Annotated in this window: 14 protein-coding genes and 1 pseudogene; 11 read left to right on the top strand and 4 right to left on the bottom strand. The window is 69.0% G+C overall.

The features are described 5' to 3' along the window. The first annotated feature begins 326 nt into the window (after nt 1-326). On the top strand, nt 327-611 hold the full coding sequence (locus AB0M20_RS01195) for a hypothetical protein (protein ID WP_364291759.1): 285 nt from the start codon (nt 327-329) through the stop codon (nt 609-611). 178 nt (nt 612-789) lie between these two features. Here the strand turns inward: AB0M20_RS01195 and AB0M20_RS01190 are convergent, their stop codons facing one another. From AB0M20_RS01190 to AB0M20_RS01180, 3 genes are all read right to left on the bottom strand, one after another. Then, nucleotides 790-1,503, bottom strand: coding sequence for an HNH endonuclease (locus AB0M20_RS01190; protein WP_364291756.1), 714 nt, complete (start codon nt 1,501-1,503; stop codon nt 790-792). Between the two features lie 404 nt (nt 1,504-1,907). Continuing rightward, nucleotides 1,908-2,852, bottom strand: a complete 945-nt coding sequence (locus tag AB0M20_RS01185) for a DUF2637 domain-containing protein (RefSeq protein WP_364291753.1) — start codon at nt 2,850-2,852, stop codon at nt 1,908-1,910. After that, nucleotides 2,849-5,968, bottom strand: coding sequence for a BTAD domain-containing putative transcriptional regulator (locus AB0M20_RS01180; RefSeq protein ID WP_364291750.1), 3,120 nt, complete (start codon nt 5,966-5,968; stop codon nt 2,849-2,851). Before AB0M20_RS01180 ends, AB0M20_RS01185 begins: the two co-directional genes overlap by 4 nt. Before the next feature lie 267 nt (nt 5,969-6,235). Between AB0M20_RS01180 and AB0M20_RS01175 the strand changes: the two genes are divergently transcribed. The 4 genes and pseudogenes from AB0M20_RS01175 to AB0M20_RS01160 all read left to right on the top strand — a co-directional run bounded on the left by AB0M20_RS01175 (nt 6,236) and on the right by AB0M20_RS01160 (nt 11,733). Beyond that, a complete protein-coding gene (locus tag AB0M20_RS01175; protein ID WP_364291747.1) occupies nt 6,236-8,149 on the top strand; it encodes an Hsp70 family protein in 1,914 nt (637 codons plus the stop codon). A 166-nt stretch (nt 8,150-8,315) separates the two neighbouring features. Beyond that, entirely contained in the window at nt 8,316-10,103 is a 1,788-nt protein-coding gene (locus AB0M20_RS01170) for a hypothetical protein (protein WP_364291744.1), read from the top strand. Nucleotides 10,104-10,729: 626 nt separating this feature from the next. After that, nucleotides 10,730-11,074 (top strand): annotated as a pseudogene (locus AB0M20_RS01165) (transposase); the annotation flags it as partial. Between the two features lie 269 nt (nt 11,075-11,343). Then, nucleotides 11,344-11,733, top strand: coding sequence for a hypothetical protein (locus AB0M20_RS01160; RefSeq protein ID WP_364291741.1), 390 nt, complete (start codon nt 11,344-11,346; stop codon nt 11,731-11,733). On the opposite strand, the gene AB0M20_RS01155 is transcribed toward AB0M20_RS01160, so the two are convergent. Beyond that, on the bottom strand, nt 11,679-14,510 hold the full coding sequence (locus tag AB0M20_RS01155) for an AAA family ATPase (RefSeq protein ID WP_364291738.1): 2,832 nt from the start codon (nt 14,508-14,510) through the stop codon (nt 11,679-11,681). The two genes, AB0M20_RS01160 and AB0M20_RS01155, sit on opposite strands and share 55 nt — an antisense overlap. A 392-nt stretch (nt 14,511-14,902) precedes the next feature. On the opposite strand from AB0M20_RS01155, the gene AB0M20_RS01150 reads away from it, so the two are divergent. From AB0M20_RS01150 to AB0M20_RS01125, 6 genes are all read left to right on the top strand, one after another. Continuing rightward, nucleotides 14,903-15,562: a hypothetical protein gene (locus AB0M20_RS01150; protein WP_364291735.1), complete on the top strand. Its 660-nt coding sequence runs from the start codon at nt 14,903-14,905 to the stop codon at nt 15,560-15,562. 238 nt (nt 15,563-15,800) lie between these two features. After that, the gene (locus tag AB0M20_RS01145; protein ID WP_364291732.1) at nt 15,801-16,553 is read left to right on the top strand and encodes a M15 family metallopeptidase; all 753 of its coding nucleotides are present in this window, start codon (nt 15,801-15,803) and stop codon (nt 16,551-16,553) included. A 304-nt stretch (nt 16,554-16,857) separates the two neighbouring features. Then, complete coding sequence (locus AB0M20_RS01140; protein ID WP_364291729.1) at nt 16,858-18,072, top strand: hypothetical protein; 1,215 nt, start codon at nt 16,858-16,860, stop codon at nt 18,070-18,072. A gap of 592 nt (nt 18,073-18,664) precedes the next feature. Further along, nucleotides 18,665-19,240, top strand: a complete 576-nt coding sequence (locus tag AB0M20_RS01135) for a transposase (RefSeq protein WP_364291726.1) — start codon at nt 18,665-18,667, stop codon at nt 19,238-19,240. 4 nt (nt 19,241-19,244) lie between these two features. Next, a complete protein-coding gene (locus tag AB0M20_RS01130) occupies nt 19,245-20,360 on the top strand; it encodes an IS110 family transposase (RefSeq protein WP_364291723.1) in 1,116 nt (371 codons plus the stop codon). Between the two features lie 463 nt (nt 20,361-20,823). After that, nucleotides 20,824-21,495 (top strand): hypothetical protein (locus AB0M20_RS01125; RefSeq protein ID WP_364291720.1); only part of this gene is annotated, 672 nt, incomplete at its 3' end.

Here is a 21,495-nt window from a genome sequence, read left to right as displayed (position 1 = left end):
TCGAGCTGCATCGGCCGAGCCCGGCAACGCCGGCGCCGTCGTCGAGCGGCGCACCGGTGACTGCACGAACGGACACCGGCAATGACCCCGACGCGGCGCCGGCTGAGGTCCGCGAACTCGACGCCCGGATCAGCCGCCGGCAGCAGCGTGTCCACGATCGCGAGACACACCACCAAGGTGGACTTTTCTGGACCTCGATGAGGCGGACTCGCTGACCGCGAACGCATCCACGATCTCGTCAACGGCCCTCGACGCCTCGCTGAGCGCAGGCGGGCGGCCACATACCCGCGCCGTTGCGGCGCTGACAAACCAACGGAGTCAACTACATGCCCGACACGACAGCAGACCAGCCGTGCGACACGATCACCATCAGCCTGTCGATCGTCAACACCTACGAGCTCTACCCGACCGAGGTCACCACCGTGACTGACGTGGTCGTCCCGGCGCCACCGGACGCAGCAGATGCCGACGCCTACGACCAATGGGCCGACGACCACATCATCCAGTACACCGGCACCGGCCGATGCGACGGCGACAGCTGGTACGACGTCACCGTCACCGACTGCAGCGACCCCCGCCTCATCGGCGCCGAGTTCTCCTTCGGCTACTGACCAGTCCGTACCCGGGCAGAACCGGCTGGAGCGGACGGCGGATCCGCTCCGGCCGGTTCCAATTCGTGAACCTCCGTGCTCGCCACTTGACCGTCGACATTGGATCGACCGCCGTATCTGAGGCCCTCAAGAACTCGCCATCTCGTCGATCTGTCGGTGCGGAAGCACAGTCACCGCACTACGCGGCGACGCTGCCGAACCGGCGCCTTGCTATTAACGCGGCCACGCTCGGCTGATCGGAGGGCCTGTCAGGCAGACTCAGTCGCCGGCCATCAAACTCGTCGTAGTGGCCGCCGCGGAGCTGGGCCGCGATCCGGACGCGGTAGCCGGATTCGATCCAGAGGAGGCTAGCGTCGAAGAGGTTGTGCAGGTCGGCTCGAAGGAGCAGTCCGTTGCTGGTCTTGTTGGTGGCTGGGCCATCGTATGGCTCAATGTGGGCCGCTTGAAGCACTTCCTCCACATCGCAGTCACTGATGGCGCACCGGCCTCGGTACGCTGTGATCAACTGCCGTCGGAATGGCGACTGGCCTTGCCGAATGGCCAGCATGGCAAGGCGACGCTGCCGACCGCGCGGCAGATCATCCATGATCTGAGCCTGGGCGAGTTCAAACGGCCGGTTCTGCAGGTCGTCCGTCCAGCTCCGGACAAGATCGATCGTCCTGCCCTTGCCGCCTCCTCGGATTCGGCTGTCTGGACCAACGAGCGAGACGATGCCTCGCGTTCCTGCCAACCTTGCGTTCCGCGCGTCCAGCCCGCGGCTCGTGTAGGTGCGCGAAGATTGCTCCTGGGTGAAGCCCGGCTCCTCTGCGGGGTGAGCCAGCCAGATTTCGTGCCATTCGTCCTCGGTCGGAGCGCGGAACCGACGACCTGAGTTGTGGATTTCCAGGGCCATGCTCCCACTCGCCTTCAGCTTCTAGTAGCGCGTATGGCGCCTGTCGCACAAAGCTAACTCCATCGTTCATCGGCCACGACGACGTCGGATTAAGGAAACGCCACGGGGATCTGGTGCATACAACAGAGTCGTGAGCACGGCACCCGGCCAGTCCATGCCAGGTCACCCCGACCTCACGGCCGTCGGCTTGGCGGGGTAGATAATCACCCCGGCGCTTCTTGCTAGCGATGTGTTGAAGGCCGCCGGCGCGAGCAGCGACCCCGCCGCGCCGATGCAAGCTCTGTGCCTCCTCAAGACGCCTCGGTGTATTGGCCTCGACTGGCAACAGGCGCGAAACTTGTCTAGGAAGGCGGGGCAGGAGACACCGGACGCAGTGGTGTTCGGCTGACAGGGAATCCACAACATCAAGCAATGTCCCCGACGGGATGGCTGTGGCTCGTCGCTGGTTCAGGCGGCCAGTAGCGGCGCACGGTCCGTTCGGACCGGCCGATCCGCTGTGCGATCTCAGCTGGGTGCAGCGAAGGATCACGCCGATGCCAGGCGGCAACCGCCGCCGCGGTGCGCGACTGCAGGCGTCTGTCGTCCGTGTCAGCCGGTCGCTGCCCGGTCGCCGTCCCACGGGACGCGGCGGGGCTGAGGTGGAGTCTGGCATCAGTGCCACCCGTCGGCGCGCGTCGACGCTGCGGCGTCGGACGTGTTGCCGTGGCGTTGCCCTCGGCGGGATGCTTCTGGGCGGGCTGGCCAAATGGCAGGGCCGACGAGGGCACGCCTGCGGGCCGCGCGGTCAGGCCAGGACCGGTGGCGGGTTCGCCGTGGCTGGGAGATGGGGTCGGTACGGGGCTCGCCGGAGGAGCCGCCGAACTCGGCTGGCTGGGCGCACGAATGCTTGAGGTGGTGGCTTGTGGCTCGGCGAGCTGAATGCGACCGGAAATCTCGACGAGGCTGATGCTGGCGACCACGACGAGACCGTCGACCGAGAGCGGTAGCAAGTAGGAGGCGGCGGCTCCGGTTTCGCCGTAGCGGGCGGCGACGCCCGCCATGTGCCAGTAGGACACCCAGGCGGCGATGCCGGCGATGATGGCGGTGGCGATCAGTCGGAGGGCGGCGAGGTCGCGGCGGTGGGTGGGGACGCGGGAGATCAGTTCGACGGTGAGCAGCAGCGCGAGGGGCGGCCATGCGGCGATGAGCTGGCTGATGAGATTGGGCAGTGCGTGCAGGACGTTCGCAGCGATGGAGGCGGTGACGCCGAGGACGAGGACGGCGCGGACCGCCCATCGGAGCCGGCGCAGTGGCATGTCGTGCTCGTCGTTGCCCTGCTGGGCGGGGGTGGGGGCGGTCGCGGGGGTCATGCGGCGGTCCCTTCTGCGGAGGGACGAGACGGTGACCGCGTCACCCGTCGTGTCTGGCTGACGAGTTCGTCGGCGAGGGCGAGGGTGTCGTCGCGAGGTTCAGCGTCAATCTCCTCGAGGGCTCGGGTGAGTGCGCGGCGCAGGTGGCGCACGGCGTTGATGTCGCCGGCCGCGGCGTGCGCGCGCATGGCGTGTTGGTAGAGCTCTTCGGTGTAAGGGTTGAGCCGGATGGCGGTGTCGAGCACGGCGATCTGCTCGGCGGGGCGGCCTGCGAGTTCGTCGGCGAGGGCGAGGAACGCGTCGAGGGCTTGGCGGCGGATGGTTTCGCGGTAGGGCTCGGCCCATTCGTAGTCGACGCCGTCGGCGAAGTCTGCGGTGTAGGCGTCGGTGGCGCGGCGCAGCGCGGTGATCCGGTCGGCGGGGTTGGTGGCGCGGGTGGCGTCGCGGATCGCGGTCCGCATGCGCCACAGGTCGACGTCGACGGTGTCTGGGTTGAGGACGTATCGGTGGTCGGGGTGGGTGAGGAAGCTACGGGGCCCGGCCGTGCGCTTGAGTACGTTGCGCAGGTCGGAGACGTAGGTGTAGAGCCGGCCGGGTGCTTTGCTGGCTGGGGCGTCGGGTAGCAGGTCGTCGAGGATGGCGTCGGCGGCCGCGGCGCCGTCGTGCACTGCCAGATAGGTGAGGAGCTCGATACTTTTCTTTCTCGGGTGCCGGTTCGGGTCGGCAGGGTGGATCGCCGGGGTGCCGAGCACCGTGATCATCACGCGGGCGGGCGGGTGTTCAGGCGAATGTCCGGGCTGGTCGTCCGGCTGCGCGGTGGCGGGCCCGCCACCGGCCGGCGCCGCCGGCGTGGCCGTGTCGCCGGCCGTCAGAGGGTCGAGATGTGCTGCGGCCGCAGTCGCGGCGGCAATGTCGAGGGTTTCTCCGTCGATCTGGCCGGGCGACGGCACGGGCGGGCTCAACCGCACGATGTAGGGCGAGCCGCTGGGGTGCTCGGCACGCACGGTGAGCGGCCGGTCCTCCGTCGCGATGTCGCCGTCCGGGGTGAGTCGCCGGTCGCCGCGGAGCAAGCGGGCGGGATCGTCGCGCGTGGACGTTGACGGCGGGAGACCGGTGTGGGACTCGGTGAGCACGGCTAGCAGCGCCACAGTCTCGGCGGTGTCGAGGACGGTGACCTGACCACCTTTGCCGCCCTCCACGGCCGCGTCACCGGCGCCACCGTCATCGTCATCGTCATCGTCATCGTCATCGTCATCGTCATCGTCATCGTCATCGTCAGGGTCGGGGTGGGTGGTGCCGTCGGCGGCGACGTCGAGGGTGGTGCCGCCGGGCCACGGACCGTGCAGGACGCCGCGGATGCCGAGGCGGTGTCCGTGGCTGAGCAGGGCGGTGATGCGGCGGCGTTCGCGGTCGTCCGGGGCGGCCAGGAGCAGCAGCGGCGGGACCGGCTCGTCGAGCACACCCGCTGCGCGTAGGGCAGGCACGTCGTCGGCGTCGTGGCAGTCGATAAGGCGGGTGCGGTGCAGCAGGTGGGTTTCGAGGAGCGTCAGGGCGGTGTCCAGGTCGTCGGTGACGGTGAGCCGCGGGGTCCGCGGGAGCAGGATGGTGTCGAGCAGGAATGCTGCAGTGGGGGCGGGGAGCAGGACGTGGGTGCGGCTGTGCGGGTCGTCGCTGTCGTTGTCGGCGAGCGCGGCGATGAGCATGCCGCGGGCGGCTGCGGCCGCTCCAGGTCCGGTCAGGCCGAGGCCGGCCGCCGGCCAGCTCCGCAAACCCGCACCGCGCCCGGCCGGTGCCGAATCGCGCTGCATCCGGCCGGCCGTCGGCGGGCTGTCGCCGGGTTCGAGTCCGCTTGGTTCTAGTCCGATGTCGCTGTCGCTGTCGCTGTCGCTCGGTGCGTCGGTCGGTGCGTCGGTCGCTGCCGGCCGTGCGGGCACGGCTGAGCGAGGGGTTGCCTCGATGGCGGGCGCGCCGCGCAGGCGGCGGCGCAGCTGACCGACGACGCCGGGCAGAGGCTGCAGGTCGGGCCAGCGCAGGTGTGGTGTGGCGAGGGGCGAGCGGGTGTAGCGGCGGCGGCGGTGTGCCCAGACCAGTGCGGCGGCGGCGACAATCGCGGTGGCGATACCCGCGTCGACCCAGCTTCCCGAGGTCAGCCGTACCCCGCCGTCGTTGTCCTGTCCAGGTGCGCTGTGCTCGGGAGTTGAGCGGGGCGTGGTGTCGGCGTGGGGGGTGGTGACGCCGTCGTCGGGAACTGCGGAGCTGGTGATTGCCGGGCCGGGCCGGTCTGCAGAGGGGGCCGTCGCCGGTGCTGGGCCTGTGGCCGGGCCAGGCGGTCCTGCCGTTGGGGGTTCGGTGGGCGGCTCATGCGGCACCGGCGGGAGATCCGCCGGTGGCGGCTCGACGGGGACGTTGCCCGGGCTGTGGCCAGAAGCCGTCGGGAGACGCAGGCGCCAGCCCGGATAGATCACGTCGGGGTTGGTGAGGGTGCCGCCCACTCGGTCGAAGTGAGTGCCGCGGTTAAGAGCAAAGATGTCCGGCCACCGATCACTGTCGCTGAGGTGCTGTTGCGCCAGGTCCGACAGGGTGTCGCCCGGCCGGACCACACAACTATGCGGCCGAGCGGTACGGGCCGGGTCCGTGCGGATGTGGCTACCGGCGGGACGGCTCGCACTGTCATCGGCGATATCACGGCTGGTGTTTGCCGCCCCGCCGTCGGCGGGCCCACCGGTGGTAGTGGCGGCTGGCAACGCTGCGGCGGCGGGCGCGGCGGCCGAGGTGACCGCGGCAGCCCCGAGCAGCGTGGCGGCCAGCGTCTGCACCGGCCGCGGCAGACACACCGCACCGTGCCGCCACCGCCGCCGGGCACGGCGCAGCCGCGCCCTAGCCGCGGCGACGAGCAGTGTCGTGTAAGCGGCCCACACCAGCCATCCGGCGAACACGGCCGTGGTCTGCAGGAAGGGCGGCTGCAACGGGTCGTCCACCCACGACATCCACACGGCTGCTGGGGGCATCCGCCGCGGCACCGGTGACCCGGCGACCGCGACCAGGAACGCGGGAACACCGGCCACCAGGACGACCAACGTGACCCAGTCGCGTGCCGCGGCGATCAACCGGATCATCAGCGTCACCCCCCGTCGAACGGCCGCTGCCTGCCAGGTGACCGCATCGCCGATGTCAGCGACACGGCACGGCGGCCTGTGTGGATTGGACTTGACGCTAGGACCGCCGCACTGGCTACGGGAGGGGTGGCGATGTCACACGGCCTTACAAAACCTCACACACAACTGACAACCGCAGGTCAACAGCGTTCGGCGGGTCCGGTGTGGAGACCTTCGGACAGTTATCCACAGTGACGCATCGGTGATCTTCTGTTTCACTTAGTCGTCATGCAGCCGGACCAGCCGCGCCTCGCGATCGACTACGGGACGGCCTGCACCCAGGCCGTGCTGGCCTGGCCCGGCGGCCACTGGGAACCCCTGCCCCTCGACGGCGGCCTGGTCCTGTCCAGCGCCGTCCACCTCGCCGCCACCGGCGACATCTCCACCGGCGACGCGGCATGGCGGCAGGCCGCCGCCGTGCCGGACGGATTCGTGCCGTCGCCGCTCGCGGCGCTGGCCGGGGACGGCACCGGCACCGTGCACGTGCACGGCGACGACGTGCCGGTCGCCGACCTGGCGGCGGCCACCCTGACTCAGGTTGCCACCGCTGCTGCCGGCCGGGCCGGTCTGGTGCCCGACGACGTACGGCTCGTCGTGCCGGCGGGCTGGGGTCCGCGTCGGCGCACCTGGCTGCGGCAGGTCGCGCACCGCGCCGGCCTCGGACAACCACAACTGGTGGAGGCGCCGGTGGCTGCCGCCACCCGCCTGCTGGCCGGCGGCGCGCAGTGGCCGGTCGGCGCGTTCCTGCTGTTCATCGATCTCGGCGCCGGCTGCGAGACCACCGTGCTACGCCGCGGCCCCACCGGATTCGAAGTCCTCGCCACCATGACCGACGGCCAAGCCGGCGGCACCGCCCTGGACGACCACATCACCGCCGCCCTCACCGCCGGCATCGCGCTCGGCACCGGGCAGCAATGGGAAGTGAGGGCGAGTCTGCGCGCCGCCCGGGAACAGCTGTCGCAACAGACCGTCGTCAGCGTGCCGATGCCCGTACCGCAGCCGCCCCTGGTCGTGCACAACCGCATCGTCGAAGACCACGCCGAACCGGTCTACCAGGCCGCCGCGGATCTGGCCGAGAAGACCGTCGCCGCCGCCGAACTGACCACCGGGCAGTTGGCCGGTGTCTATCTCATCGGCGCCGCGTCCGCCGCCCCGGCCGCCTCCAGCGTGATCGGCACCCGGCTCGGCGTTCCGGTCATCTCGATCACCGAGCCCGGGTTTGCGGCGGTCCTGGGTGCCGCCGACGCCGGCAGCACCGTCGCGGCCGGTGATACGCCAGCTGCGGCGCAGGCGCCGCCACCGCTGCGACGGCTGTGGGGGATCCTCATTCCGGGCCTGGCCTCACTGGTGTTGTACGCCCACATGGTGTTCTCCGCGACCTTCCACAACGGCAACCCTCGCATCCGGGTGGGATACGGCTACTACGTCATCGCCGCCTGGGGCGAACTCGGCACCGCCAGCCTGTTCGCCCTCCTCGCCGCCCTGGCCGCCGCGCCGATGCTCGGACTCGCCGCCACCCGCACCCGAACCCTTGCCGCCCCGGCGCAGCCGAGCAACGACCCGTCCGCCGGAATCGTGGTGGCCATACTCTGCGGGCTCGCCGCCGCCGCCCTGTATGGCGTGGCCGCCGCGTTCTACTTCGCCCTGCCACCCGGCGAGCTACTGCGGTGGGCGTTGCTGCCGATGCTGCCCGCAGCCGTGGCCTGCGCGGTCATCGCCTGGTACCTGCGCCGCCGACCCGCACCAGCTCGCGGAGACATGCTGCTGGGCTTTCCGAACGCGTCGGTGCTGTTCGCCGCCGCCGGGATGCTGGTGCTGTCTGTGTGGTGGCAAGGCCCCATCCCGCTCATCCCCCACAGTCTGCGCGAAGTCACGGCCCGGCTGGCGGCCTCCCTGATCGGGGTCGCCGTCGGGATCACTTTGACCCGCCACCCGCTCGCCCGGGCCGCGCTGTGCGTGTTCTTCGGCCTGTTCGCGTTTTTCATCGTCGGGCGCGGCGCCATCACCGCCCTGGCCATCACCTACGCCATCGCCGTAGCGCTCTGGTGGACGCAACGACTCTGGATCATGACCCGCCACATCGGTGGCTCGCTCGTGCCTGCGGCCGGCGCACCTGCGGCGGTACCACCCGGACCGCGGTGACAGCCTGATGCTGCGATGGATACACCGGCTCGGCACCGCGCTGGTCGTTGTGGCCGTCGTCGCGATACCTCCGACTCTCGTCATCGCCTGGGCAACCGGGAGAGCATGGCAACGGCCCAGCGGCGGCGACATCCGCGCGTGGGTCGACCAGCCACCACCCGAGACCGTGCTCGTGCTCGTGCTCGGCGCGGCGGCCGCCGCGTTGTGGCTGTTCGTCACCGTTCTGCTCGTTCGGGCCGGGCTGCGCACCGCCGCCCGGGTAGGGCGGCGTCTCCGCACCTTGCCTCTCCCAACCCCGGCTCAGGCCACCGCCGGGTCCCTCGCCGGCACCGCCCTGCTCGGCATCTCCGCCGTGCATGCCGCGCCGACGGAGACCGCTCCAACTGCAGCCGCCACCGCTGAGAGCCCGGACCACTCCGCCGAAGAGCCGATCGACGATGCCGACTTCGCGGGCCGTACGGCCCAAAACCGCGGCGTCGACCTGCCCGACGGCGGATGGATACCCGCCTCCGTCGCCCGAGACGTCGCCGCGATGGTCAGCCTGTTCTGGCTACGCCGCCGCCAGACCTACAACCCAGCAACCCGACACCGGCAGCCAGCAGCACCACCCCCCGAGACAGCAACACTCATCGCCGCCCGTGCACAGCCACTCACCGACGCCGACCCGGGGCCGCTGGCGTCCGACCAACTGCCCACCGGCACGGTCACCCTCACCGGACCCGGGGCGCACGCCGCCGCCCGCGGATTGATCGTCACCTCCCTGCTGGCCACCGGCACGAGAGCTGCTCCTGACGTGATCATCAGCGACGCTGACTTCACGACCCTGTTCGGGGCCGCGACCCGCCCGGCCCGCACACTGCCAGGCCTCGTCCTTTCAACCGACGACGAACTGGAAGAGTCGAAACCGCCAGATTCCGACACAGGCCCTGGGCGGCCCCTGTCACCACCACGCGCCCTCCGAGTGTCCAGCCAGCCATCCCCGGACGACCCAGCCACCGACGCAGTGCGTACCACCATCGTGATCGGTGCCCCGGCCACCGACGGAGTCACCTGGCACGTCGAGGGCGACGGGACGATCGACAAGCAGACGGATCCGGTCGGGACGCGGTTGTGCGTTCTCAGTTCTCAGACCGCCGCAGACCTGCTCGATGTCATCGCCCACGCACGCGGACCAGCCCTCGTACAGCCACGACATGCCGACGACCCGGTACACGAACCCCCGAGCGCACCGGCCGCCGCTAACGGGCCGGTCGCGCCAGCGGCGATGCTGGGGGCGCGCCTCTGCGTGCTCGGCCGGTGCACGCTGACCGTCGGCAACGTGCAAGTGTCGATCCGGCGAACCGCCGCCTGGCAGGTCCTGGTCCTGCTCGCCGTACACCGCAATGGGGCAACCAGCGGCCAGCTCACCGCGCACATCTGGCCCGGACTGCCACCCGCCTCCATCGCCCGCCGCCTCTACACCACCATCAGCGACCTCAAAAGAGACCTCAGAGCGACGCTTCCCGACGATCTCATCCTTCGCACCGGCGACCGGTACACCCTCAACCCCGCCATCGTCGATGTTGACCTGTGGCATTTGCGCGACGCCGCTGCGACCGCCGAGCACTCAGCCATCACCACCGAGCGACTCGCAGCCCACCGCGCAGTACTCCGCCGGCACACCGGCGAACTCGCCGACGGGCAAACCTGGAACTGGCTCACTGCCGCCCGCGAACCCACACGCGACGCCGCCCTCACCGCCTACATCGAGCTCGCGCGCCACACCACCCCGAAAGAAGCCATACAACTGCTGCAAGCAGCCGCCGCCGTCGACCCGCTCAACCAGCATGTCCGGGACCTCACCATCGAAGCGCTGACCGAACTGGGCGACCATCCTGCTGCTGACAGGCTGATCTACGCGGCGCAAACCGAGCGCCATGACAGGCCAACAAATGACGATCCGCACGCAGAATAAGCACTCTCACCTGGACCGGGTTGCTCAAGCCCGGGACGTGCCGTGAGCAACGTGCAGAGACGCTCGACCGACTCCACTGTCAGGCCGTCCAGGCCCGGCAGCCGGCTGCTCGGTTGAAATTCCCAGTCACTTGTGCCCGTCCGACCAGTCACTCAGATGATCACAGGTGGTCTGCGAGCCCTCGACGTCCGGGTCGTCGTCGCCGGGAACCCCCGCTCGACTTCCAAGAGCCGGTATGGAAGCGCCGGCTGGCTGCGTACAAAGAGGACCAGTGGCTGTGGCGAATGAAAACGTTGCGCTCCGACGAGGTCCGGTGGCGGCAGGTGCGTTCGTGGGCGGTGTCGAAGGATCCGCTGTTCATCGGAAAAGGACAGCCGTCATCGACCTGTACACCCCATGCGCCCGCCGACTCCACGGTCGTCTGCGTCGACGACTCGGACCGCTGATCCCGAGCGCCTACCCGGCCCAGCCGGGCTGGACCGCCGATGGGAACCGGGTCAGAGAGCAGGTGGCGTACTGGCGGGAGCCGGACAAGACCTGGGTCTACGGCGCGCTGCGCATCCGCGACGGCCACGCGGTGACCCTGTGCGCCGAGCGCCGCAAAAAGTGCTTGCTATCAGGACTTCCTTGCCCGCCTGGAGCAGGACAACCCGGCTGGCGACATCGTCGTGATCACCGACAACCTGTCCTCGCACACGTCGCTGTCCACCCGCGACTGGCTGACCGCGCATCCGCGGATCCGGCAGGTGTTCATCCCGAAGAACGCCTGCTGGCTCAACCTGCAAGAACCGTGGTGGCGGATGTTCCGCTGGCAGGGCCTCGCCGGACAGGAACTGGCCAGCGGCCCGACATCCTGCACCGCGACCACCGTGGCCACCGCCCGGCTCAACGCCAAGGCCAAGCCCTGGGTCTGGGGACGCCCACCACCACCGAAACGGATCTACAAGCTAACCCCGACATACAGGATTTAAGGAACGACGCACTAGGGTTGTCACCTCGATCTGCATGCCGGAAATAGTGATGACATGGTTGACAAAGGTGTTGGCGAACGCGAAGCCGTGCGCCTCCAGGTCGAATGCAGTTCTAACACGGTCATTGCACCGTGCGAGATCGCGGCCTCGCGACAGGGAATCCCCTGACCCACTGTTGTGCGTATGTGTCGCTCCTCGTAGACCCAGGCCGACGGCCAGTCTCGGTGTGTTCTCCGATGCGCCCGTCCTCCCGGCAGGCTATTCAGGACGTGGAGGCCGGCATTCCCGCCGACCGGCGGGGGATGGTGATCGTGGTCGACTCGTCGTTCATCTCCCGCGTCGTCGCGTTGCTGCTCGGCGGCGCCGGAGAGGGCTCTGCGCCAACGCTGGTCGCAGATGGTCCTCCACGCGGCTGGTCTGGCGTCGCGCGGTTGCTGACCGTCGTTGGTGACCAATTCGCTGGTGACTTGGAGGCGCAGGCCGCCCTGACCGCGGTGGAGGTGAGCACGCCGGATCGCATCACCGATCTGGCGGACGCCGTGCGCCGGCATGCGGAGATCGATCCGGCATTCCTGGCAAAAGTTCGTCTGCTGGTCATCGACGCCTACGCCGACCCCACGACGGCCGCGGCGCTGCCCGATCCGTCGCCTCGGCTCTGAGCCTCGCGGTCGGCCAGGTACCGAGCGAGTTGAGTTCGCGAACGCAGACCCAGCTTGCGATACGCGCTGGACAGATGTGTCTCCACCGTCTTCGTTGAGACGAACAGGGCCGCGGCCACCTCGGGGTTGCTCAATCCGGTCGTGACTGCCTGTGCCACCTGCAGTTCCCGCGCGGTGAGCCGGCCCATCGGCGAGACGCTGCGGGGTTCGCGGCGGTCCCCGGTAGCCGCGAGCTCGGCGGCCGCACGCCGGGCGAACGGCTCCGCGCCGAGCCGGCGGAAACCCTCCACCGCCTCCCGCAACAGCGGCCGGGCGTCCGCGCGGTGCCGGTTCCGGCGCAGCATCTCCCCGAAGTACATTGCCGTGCGCGCCCGCTCGAACGGCTGCGGCCGCAAGGCGTGCAACGCCAGCGCCTCCCGGAAATGGTGTTCGGAACGATCGAAATCATCAGACAGCAGCGCGCGATATCGCGCGACAGCCGCCCGCGGCGCGACCAGCCCACTGGACCGGGTCCGCATGTCCAGCATGTCGAGCTGGGCCGTGGCCTGCGCGCGCCGGCCGTCCTGCCAGTACGCATCGACCAGGTCCGCCTCCCATGGCGCGATGACGGGAGTTTCCACCCCTGAGCTGACAGCAAACTCCCGCACCTCCTCCAGTGACATGATCGCGCGTTCGCGCTCGCCCGCGGCAAGGTATCGCAGTCCCAGCGCTGACCCTTGCATCACCCGTAATCCACCTGCTCCCAGCGGCCCGGCGATGCGCCGCGCCTCGGCGAGCCGCTCGTCCGCCAGCGCAACGCGTCCCTGCGGTGCCTCGAAGCGAGCGAGGCAGACCAGGGCGTATCCGACCGTTGCCACGTCGCGTAGTTCACGAGACAGCCGCAGCGCCTCCTCCGCTTCGACGTAGCCGGTCAGCCAGTCGCCTGTCGAGCGGCACGTTTCACAGTGGAACGCGAGCGCGCGGGAGAGTGGACCAAGGGCGCCGGTGCGCCGGGTTGCATCGATCACCGTACGCAGCAGCGCTCCAGCCGTCGCGTATTCCTCGAGCCACGCCCAGCACAGCGCCACCATGGCGAGTTTGTCGGCGTCGGCGATTGGGTCGAGCCCGTCCACGTAGGACCGCTGTTCACCGAGCAGACGGCGGCTCTCCGCGACACGGCCTCGCACCAGCAACGCCTGACCAAGCACGGTCCGCGCTGCCGCCAACCCGCCAGCGTCGCCGACTCCGGCCAGCAGGTCTACCGCGTTGCTCGCGTACTCCACCGCCTCGCGCGCCCGGCCGTCGATGAAGGCGGTGTTGACGGCATCGCACCAGATTTGCGCCGCCCGCAGCGGGTCCTGACCCGCGATCTCCTCGGCCGCGCTCGCCAATACCTGCAGGGCGATCGACGGCGTACCGCGCCTGTTAAGAACCCGCCCGTGGGTCAGTGCGAGGTCCGCGCGTAGCCGCGCATCATCCGCCAGCATCCGGGCCTGCCCCAACCATCCCGCGGCCTCGGGCAGCCAGCCGCAGAGCTGGGCGTCGCCGGCCGCCGTGAGCAGGCGACGGGCCCGCGCATCTCTGTCCGAGGTCAGCTCGGCGGCGCGGTGCATGGCTTGGGCCGCGGCGGCGAAACCGGTACGGCGCCGCATCTGTCCGGCCGCCCACTCCAATTCCTTCGCGGCACTCTCGTTGTAGCCAACCAGTTCGGCCGCTCGGTACCACGCCCGCGCCTCGGTGGTGGAGGTGGCGGCGAGAGCCGCGTAGACCCTCCGCCGCCTGCGCGCTGAAGCGGCGCCGCGCACGGCAGCACGCATCAACGGTTGAGTGAACACCACCCGAGCACCCCGATACTCGATCACTCCCTGAGCCGCCGCGAGGTCCAAGGCAGCGAGGTCCAGTCCCAACTCATTGAGCGCGACGGCGACCGCGGCCTGCTCCTCGGATGCGCTCAGCGCGACGACCAGCAATGCCCTCCGCGTTTTCGCAGGCAACGGCATGAGTCCGCCTACGAAGGCGGTTTGCAAATCCCGCCCCACCGGCAGGTCCCCGGGAAGCGGCACCGACCCGGCCAATTGGTCGTCGCTGAGCCCCGCGCAGACTTTGGTCAGCGCAAGCGGGTTACCGCCGGTGGCCCGCCACAACTCGTCGGCGACGGCGGCCGCGGTGCTCCCCGGCCGCAGGCGATCCAGCAAGAAGCTGGCGGCCCCGCGGTCCAATCCTCTGATCCTGTCGATGTCAAGACCGGCCACATCCAGGTCATGCACTGCGGTATCGCGGACGGCAAGGACGATCGCCATCGCGTCGACCTGGAGGCGGCGGGCCGCGAACACCAGCGCCGTAGTCGATGGCTGGTCGATCCAGTTCGCGTCGTCGACGACGATCACTACCGGTCGCCGCTCGGCGTGGTCGGTGAGCAGCGTGAGCGTCGCCATGCAAACCGCGTACGGGCTAATCCTGCCGGGATGCTCGACGAGCGCGAGGGCGGCGCTCAGTGCGTTCTCCTGGGCTTCCGGCAATGTGGGCAATCGCGGCAACAGCGGTCGCAGCAGATCGCCGAGGCCTGCAAACGAAAGCGAAACCTCGGACTCCACGCCGGTGGTCGCGAGCACGGTCACGTCGGAATCCTGGGCGATCAGATGGTCGAGCAGGGCCGTCTTCCCGATCCCCGGCTCGCCGGTGACCACGAGCGCACCGCCGTGCCCGGTCTTGGCCCCGGCGAGCAACCGATCGAGCCGGCGGACCTGCGGCTCACGACCGACCAGCTCGTGCGCATCGTGGGGGGTTCGGAACCGCATGCCATCCTCCGCGGCGTCACTGGTCCCACTCGACCATCCGCTGCAGCTGATCGACATCGGTTGATCGGCCAAATGGCCGCGTCGAGTTCGCGTCACCACGCCCCGGCCTCCCGCGCCGCACTGACGGTTTCGGCCCCGGGCAGGCCGCGCATCCGGGAACACCCGGGGGTGTCGCAAACCTGCTGTCGTGTTCCGGCGGCCCGGGGCATGCGTGAGTTCCCTGATGCGCGCCCGGCCGGCCCTAACACAGGCTGAGGTATCCGCTAAGCCGTCCTCCGTCTCGCTGCAGCACGCATACCGGCCCGTGCCAGCGGCGTGTCGGGTGCGTCCAGGTCCGCGGCGGGCAGTGCGAGGAAACGAGATACAGGACCTGTTCAGAAAGGAGCACTACGGTGGCGACAGCGGCAGAGATAGAACAGATGGTGAAGAACTACAGCGAGTGGGAGTTAGGGGGCGGCAAGTTCGCGGGCGCTGGGCAAGAAGTGGATGTGCTCAATTCGTGGCGTGAAAGTTCCGGAGTCGCGTTCAACCTCAAGAACAGTGCCACCGTCCGCTATGTCGGGTGGGAGACCCAGCGGTGGGGTGTCAACCTCGGGTTCTCCGACGACGCCACCAACGACACCGCGCACAAGATGGCCCGCTGGTTCTTCCGCCGCCAGGACGGCAGCGCCCGGACGGTGCGCTACGGAGAGCTGGTCGCGATGGGGTACGGCACCGCGCCGTCGTTCTACAAGTACGCGGAGACCGCCATCGGGATCAACCTGGTGAACACCGGCACCCCCTCGTACGAATGGCGTCTCATCGGAGCGGTGGGGACGGCCGGGCAGCCGGTGAAGACCGGGCAATGGCTGGCGATCTGGAACGAGATCGAGGCGGGGTTCCTCATCTACTTCGACCGTAACCGTGGCGTCGACCTCGGCTGGCCGGACAGCCAGCGCTGGGAGGACCAGCTCGCCGATCTTGTCTGGAACGAGGCCAAGGACGCTGCCAAGGATTTCATCAAGGCCTACGTCTCCGGAGGAGGCGGCGGCTCGAACACGAGCTCGAAATGACCGTTCAAGGATCCGTCGACGACCGGCCCGGCGGCTGACCGCGGCCGCAAAGCTGTCAGCCTGGCGCTTCGGCGGTACGTGGGCCGCTTTGGCGCCAGGGGCGGGCCACCCAGCAGATGCCGGTGCCGCTGCGCAGGCGCCCCGAAAGCGAAGGCCTCCCACGAGGCGGCCGCGGAACAATGTCAGCACCGAGCTGGAGCCCCAGGCGCTGTCCTCGGGCGGAAGTGAGAACTGCCTCATGATGCGGCGAGGAGATCAGGGCCAGGACGTCCTCGAGGTTCAATACCTGCTCGGCCGGCACGGGCTGGCCGTCGACACCGACGGGAATTTCGGCCCCGAGACCGAGACGGCTGTCGAAGACTTCCAGGCGCAACAGGGTCTCGAGGTAGACGGTATCGTCGGCCCCGACACCATGGCCGCCCTGCGCGGTGAGCTCGCCAGCACCGACCCGGAACCCAGCACCGGCCCCGCCGGGGTCCTAGGCGATGACGTGCCCCTGGCGGTGGAGAATCCCGGGGGTGGCCGGATCACCGACAAGACCGAACCAGCCTCTCGAGATCGCACCACGGTCGCCGGGCTCGGCGGCAAGGTGGTCCCGCTGCACCGCCTAGCCGCCGCCTGGTGGGGACGGCTTGTCGCGGCCGCCCGCGCCGACGGCATCCCGGCGCCGTTGCTCCTCCCCGTCTCCGGCCTGCGGACCATGGCCCGTCAGCAGGAGCTGTTCACGCACGCCGTCGAGAAGTACGGCAGCGAGGAGGCCGCCGACGACTGGGTGGCCCGCCCCGGGTCCAGCGCCCACCACTCTGGTCGCGCGATCGACTGCTGGCTCGGGACCTCCACCGGTAAGGCGCACGCCGAAGAGCAACGGGAAACCGCCGCCTGGCGGTGGCTGACCGGCAACGCCGAACGGTTCGGCTTCTACCCCTACGACCGAGAACCGTGGCACTGGGAGTACAACCCGCCGGCTGACCGCCTGCCGCCGGCGCCGTGAAACCGGCACCGGAGATGACGAAGACACCATGGTCAGGCTCGGCCACCACATGGCCAACCGGGGTCGTGTCACGCATCCCGGCGGACTCACGAGGCCCGTGGAGAACCGCTGTCCGCAGATGCGACTTACTCGGGGCGCCGGTGATTGAACCTGCCGGCCGGCGCGTCGTGACCGGCGGCAACCCATCACGTGGAGGAAGGATGATCATGGGACCAGATCAGCGGCCACGTCAGCCGGTGACCCGCTGGCCAGGGACGCAGCCCTGCAGCCGGCGGCCGGTGCCAATGTCATCAAGGGGCCGGTCATGCCCGGCTCGGTAGTGCTCGACACTGCCATCGGGCTGATATTCGTTTTTCTCACCGCCAGCCTAGTCGGCACCGCAGCGGTCGAGTGGCTCAGCAAGAGGCTCAACATGCGGGGCGAATATCTGCTGCGGGGCCTGCGCGAGATGCTCGATATACCACCCGCCGCCCCGTCAGGGACCGGCGAGCCGGCCTCGGGCAGCAGGCAGGGGCTACTGGAGAAACAAGATAAACGCGACGAACTGAACAGGCTCGCCGACGTCGGTGAGGCCCTGCGCAAAGGGTTGACTCAGACGCAGGCGCCTGCGCAGCCGGGACCTCCTGCGGCGGTCAAGCTGGACGACTACCTCGCCGACATCGTAATGGGGCACCCTCTGGTTGCCGCGCTGCACCGTCCGGCCAAACCGGGAGGGCAAGTCAAACCCGATGGCAGCAAGCGACGTGGGCAGGACATGTATCTGGCGTCGTATCTCTCCGCGCAGACCTTCGCGCGCAGCCTGATCGATCTGCTGGTGCCCGACGGCGCAGGCAAGACCACCATTGACGAACTCGCCGCTCAGGTTGAAAAGCTGCCCGAAGGGCTGCCGGCCCGCGACGCGCTGCTGACGTTGCTGCGCGACGTCGACAACAACGTCACCCAGTTCCGTAAGGACTTGGAAGGCTGGTACGACGAGCAGATGGGCCGGGTCAGCGGCTGGTACAAACGGTGGGCGCAGAGTCAGTTGTTCATCGCGGGCGCGATCCTCGCCATCCTGATGAACGTCGACACGCTTCGGATCGGTGAGGCGCTGTACCGGGACGGCCCGGTCCGGAACGCGGTGGTCGCCCAGGCCCTCTCGGCGCAAAGCTGCCCGTCGGAGCAAACCCCGGAGCGGGCCGCCTGCCTGGCCCGGCAGCGGACGGTGCTGCGTGACCTGAACCTGCCCATAGGCTGGAACCTGGCCGCCGCGCGCACCGACTGCCGAGCGTACAGCCAGGACAGATCCTGCGGAGCGAACGTCGTTCGGTGGGCTCCGTTCCTGTGGTCCTCCACCCTCCATGCCGGCCTCGGCACGATCCTTCTGACACTGCTCGGGTGGCTGCTCACCGCCGTAGCGGTGGCGTTCGGCGCCCCGTTCTGGTTCGACGCCCTCAGCAAGCTCGGCTCGCTGCGCACGGCGGGTCGCCGCCCGGGAGAGAACCGACCCTACAACCCTGAATCGGACCGTAGCGGCTGACCGGTCGGCCGGTCGGCGCTGCCGTCCACCCTCACGACGGAGAGCCACAGCGTTCCTCCTAGCCATAGGCGATGACCTGCTGGCAGCGGGCGAACCGGGTCAGGCATTGGCGCTGTATCGCAAGGCCGCCGAAGCCGGCGACCACAGCGCCGTCAAGGTGGTCAACGTTCCGCCAGATTCGGATTGGCCCGGCGGCTCGTATCAGCCGGGTACCAGGTACGGGTGTTGAGCGAGCCCTCAGTGGAAGCCGACGCATTGGCGGTCGGGTGCTCGTTCACACGGTGGCCCACCGCTCCGTCGATGGCCGCGTATGACCGGGATGCCGCGCCGATCAAGGACTGACACGTGCGAAACCCGATCGGCCTGATCCGCCGGATGGGCAGAGAGGAGTTGTTCGGGCGCTGTTGCATTGAGCGATCCAACTTCGCGAGGCCGCAATTCTTCGGAGAACCCTTGGCTAGCGTCGGGTACCCGGGCCATCGCGACGGGCGCAGGCGGTGGTTTGCCCGATCTGTGCTCGCTGACGGACCACTGTGAGTAGATCTCCTTGGAAGCCTTGCGGCGAGTGATCTTGAGGATGGCTCATGCAACAGTGCCCGAGCGGGTCTACCAGCGTTCCAAGCAAGCCGACAAAGAGCTCAAGGGACTGGTCGCGGCCACCGGCACCACGTTGATGGACTTGCACGGCATCGGGCCGTCCGGCGCCGCGCGGCTGCTGGTCGAAGTCGGCACCATCACGCGCTTCCCGGACCGGGGCCATTTCGCGTCCTGGAACGGCACCGCTCCCATCGACGCGTCCTCCGGCGACCAAGCCCGCCATCGGCTGTCGCGAGCAGGCACCCGGCAGATCAACCGGGTCCTGCACATCATGGCCACCGTCCAGCTCCGCAACCCGACCGAAGGCCGCGCCTACGTCGACCGCAAGAAAGCAGCCGGGAAGCCCTCAATGGAAGCCATGCGGGCACTGAAACGGCACCTGTCCGACATCGTCTACCGGCAGATGATCAACGACGCCACAGCAACGACGGCGACGGGTCCGGGAGGACACCGAGGAACGTCAACAAACTCCAGCGTGACCGGCTCTCATCCCCACGCCGGCTCTTCGGAGAAGTCACTTCCCGAACCCGCCGACAACAAGCTTAGAACCTCGCTCCTGGCGGCGTCTTGATGGCATGAAGGAGCGGGGCCTCGCTCCTCGTGACTCCCGGCGGGATGCTCGGGGTGCTCACGTCAAACGACGAAGGAGGCCCCACATGTCAGCAGAATACGACGGCCCGCAGATCGTAGGTATCGATCTGCACCGCCGCCGGTCGATAATCGTGCGAATGGATCAGGCCGGAAACCGGCTGGACACCGTCCGGATCGACAACGACCCGATGGCACTGGCCGCGCAGATCGCCAAAGCCGGCGAGAATCCGCACGTCGTGCTGGAAGCCACTTACGGTTGGTACTGGGCCGCCGACGTGCTCCAGGACGCCGGCGCCGAGGTGCACCTCGCGCATCCGCTGGGCGTTAAGGGGTTCGCCTACCGGCGGGTCAAGAACGACGTCCGTGACGCTGCGGATCTCGCGGATCTGCTGCGCATGAACCGGCTACCTGAAGGCTGGATCGCCCCACCGCAGGTCCGGGAGCTGCGCGAGGCAGTGCGGCACCGCGCCAAACTGGTCGCCTGGCGCAGCGGGTTGAAAGCCTCCGTGCACGGGGTGCTGGCCAAACAAGGCCTGCACCCGCAGGTGACCGATCTGTTCGGCGTCGCCGGCCGACAATGGCTGAACGCGGCGCCGCTGGACGGGGCCTACCGGCTACGCGTCAACGCACTGCTGCGGCTGATCGACGCCATCGACTTCGAGATCACCGCAGTCGCCGGACCACTACGCGCGGCCCTCGCCAACCACGCCGGTTTCCGGGCAGCGCAGAAGGTTCCCGGCGTTGGACCGACACTGGCGGCGATCTTCGTCGCGGAGATCGGCGACGTCATCCGCTTCGCCAGCCCCGCGCACCTGAGCTCCTGGGCCGGCCTGACACCCAAGCACCGCGAGTCCGACACCGTCGTGCGGCGTGGCCCGATCACCAAGCAAGGCTCGACGCTGGTGCGGTGGGCCGCGGTCGAGGCTGCCCAAGGCGCCCACAACGCTGACTGGCTCACCCAGACCCGCACGCGGATCGCCGAACGGCGAGGCCGCAACATCGCCACCGTCGCGGTGGCCCGCAAACTGCTCACCTACGTCTTCTACGGCCTGCGCGACGGGCACATCCGCGCCCTCGAGCAGACCGCGAAGGCGGCGTGAGCAGGCTCGGACGTGACCGGACGCGAGTCGTTCTGTGTCTGACCCCTGCCAGCCGGCGGCGTGGTCGCCTTCTTGATTGACCCCGTCCGGTCACGGTCGTAAATCACCATGCCCTCACACGACGGGGCGAATGGATGACCGGCAGCCGAGTCTTCGGCCTGCCCTTCCGGCATCACCCGGAACCTGGCGAACACGACCACACCCAAACTGATCAACACACCACGGCTACGCCGCGGTAATCCTCGGCGCCCGACAACTTAGCCAGGCCACCGGCAAAACGACTCAGACCAGCGACTTGACCGGCCCCGCTCCTTCATGGATGACACAGAGAGGTGCCGTTCGTTTGACAGTCCCCCCTTCACCGGCGGTCGCATCATTCGGTTATTGCGAAGACGCGTCGATGTCGTGGTTGTGACCTTGAACGCGGGAGGGCCATTCTCGGAGTGCGTCACGGGGATTCGGGATGGTCATCATGTGGATCGCATCAGCGGTGGTAGTCATGCTGGGAGCCGGACCCGTCGTATCCGGTGTGGCTGTGGATCTCGGCCGGACGAGCCGGGTCAGCGTCTCCAGCACGGGGGTGCAGTCCGACGAGGAAAGTTTCATGCCTGATCTGGGCGCCACCGGCCGCTACGTCGTGTTCTCCTCGGGCGCGACGAACTTGGTTTCGGGAGATACCAACGGCGTCGAGGACGTGTTCCTCCGCGACCGGACGGGTGGCATCACCGAGCGGATCAGCGTGTCCAGCGGCGGCGCGCAGGGAGACGATGAGAGCTGGGGTTCCTCGATCAACCCGGACGGCCGGTACGTCGTGTTCACCTCGGGCGCCTCCAACTTGGTCGCCCGCGACACCAATATGAGCCGCGATGTCTTTCTCCGCGACCGCATGGCCGGCACGACTACCCGGATCAGCGTGTCTAGCGGTGGGGCGCAGGGCAACGGCTTCAGCAGCTGGGGGACGATTAGCGCGGATGGCCGGCACGTCGCCTTCGTGTCCGGCGCGTCTGACCTGGTGCCTGGTGACACCAACGGCGCTGAGGACATTTTCGTCCGCGACCTGGACACGGGCGTGACCGAGCGGGTGAGCGTCGCCTCCTCTGGTGCGCAGGCCGACGGGTACAGCAACCAGATCGCG

It is taken from the genome of Actinoplanes sp. NPDC051633, from assembly GCF_040681735.1.
Classification (GTDB): domain Bacteria; phylum Actinomycetota; class Actinomycetes; order Mycobacteriales; family Micromonosporaceae; genus Actinoplanes.
This window is presented reverse-complemented; position numbering and strand designations above follow the sequence as displayed.

Coding starts and splice junctions, on each gene's coding strand:
- AB0M20_RS01145 (WP_364291732.1), top strand. CDS start 15,801: ATGATGCGGCGAGGAGATCAGGGCCAGGACGTCCTCGAGGTTCAATAC.
- AB0M20_RS01130 (WP_364291723.1), top strand. CDS start 19,245: ATGAAGGAGCGGGGCCTCGCTCCTCGTGACTCCCGGCGGGATGCTCGG.
- AB0M20_RS01155 (WP_364291738.1), bottom strand. CDS start 14,510: ATGCGGTTCCGAACCCCCCACGATGCGCACGAGCTGGTCGGTCGTGAG.
- AB0M20_RS01175 (WP_364291747.1), top strand. CDS start 6,236: ATGCAGCCGGACCAGCCGCGCCTCGCGATCGACTACGGGACGGCCTGC.
- AB0M20_RS01195 (WP_364291759.1), top strand. CDS start 327: ATGCCCGACACGACAGCAGACCAGCCGTGCGACACGATCACCATCAGC.
- AB0M20_RS01140 (WP_364291729.1), top strand. CDS start 16,858: ATGCCCGGCTCGGTAGTGCTCGACACTGCCATCGGGCTGATATTCGTT.
- AB0M20_RS01190 (WP_364291756.1), bottom strand. CDS start 1,503: ATGGCCCTGGAAATCCACAACTCAGGTCGTCGGTTCCGCGCTCCGACC.
- AB0M20_RS01185 (WP_364291753.1), bottom strand. CDS start 2,852: ATGACCCCCGCGACCGCCCCCACCCCCGCCCAGCAGGGCAACGACGAG.
- AB0M20_RS01180 (WP_364291750.1), bottom strand. CDS start 5,968: ATGATCCGGTTGATCGCCGCGGCACGCGACTGGGTCACGTTGGTCGTC.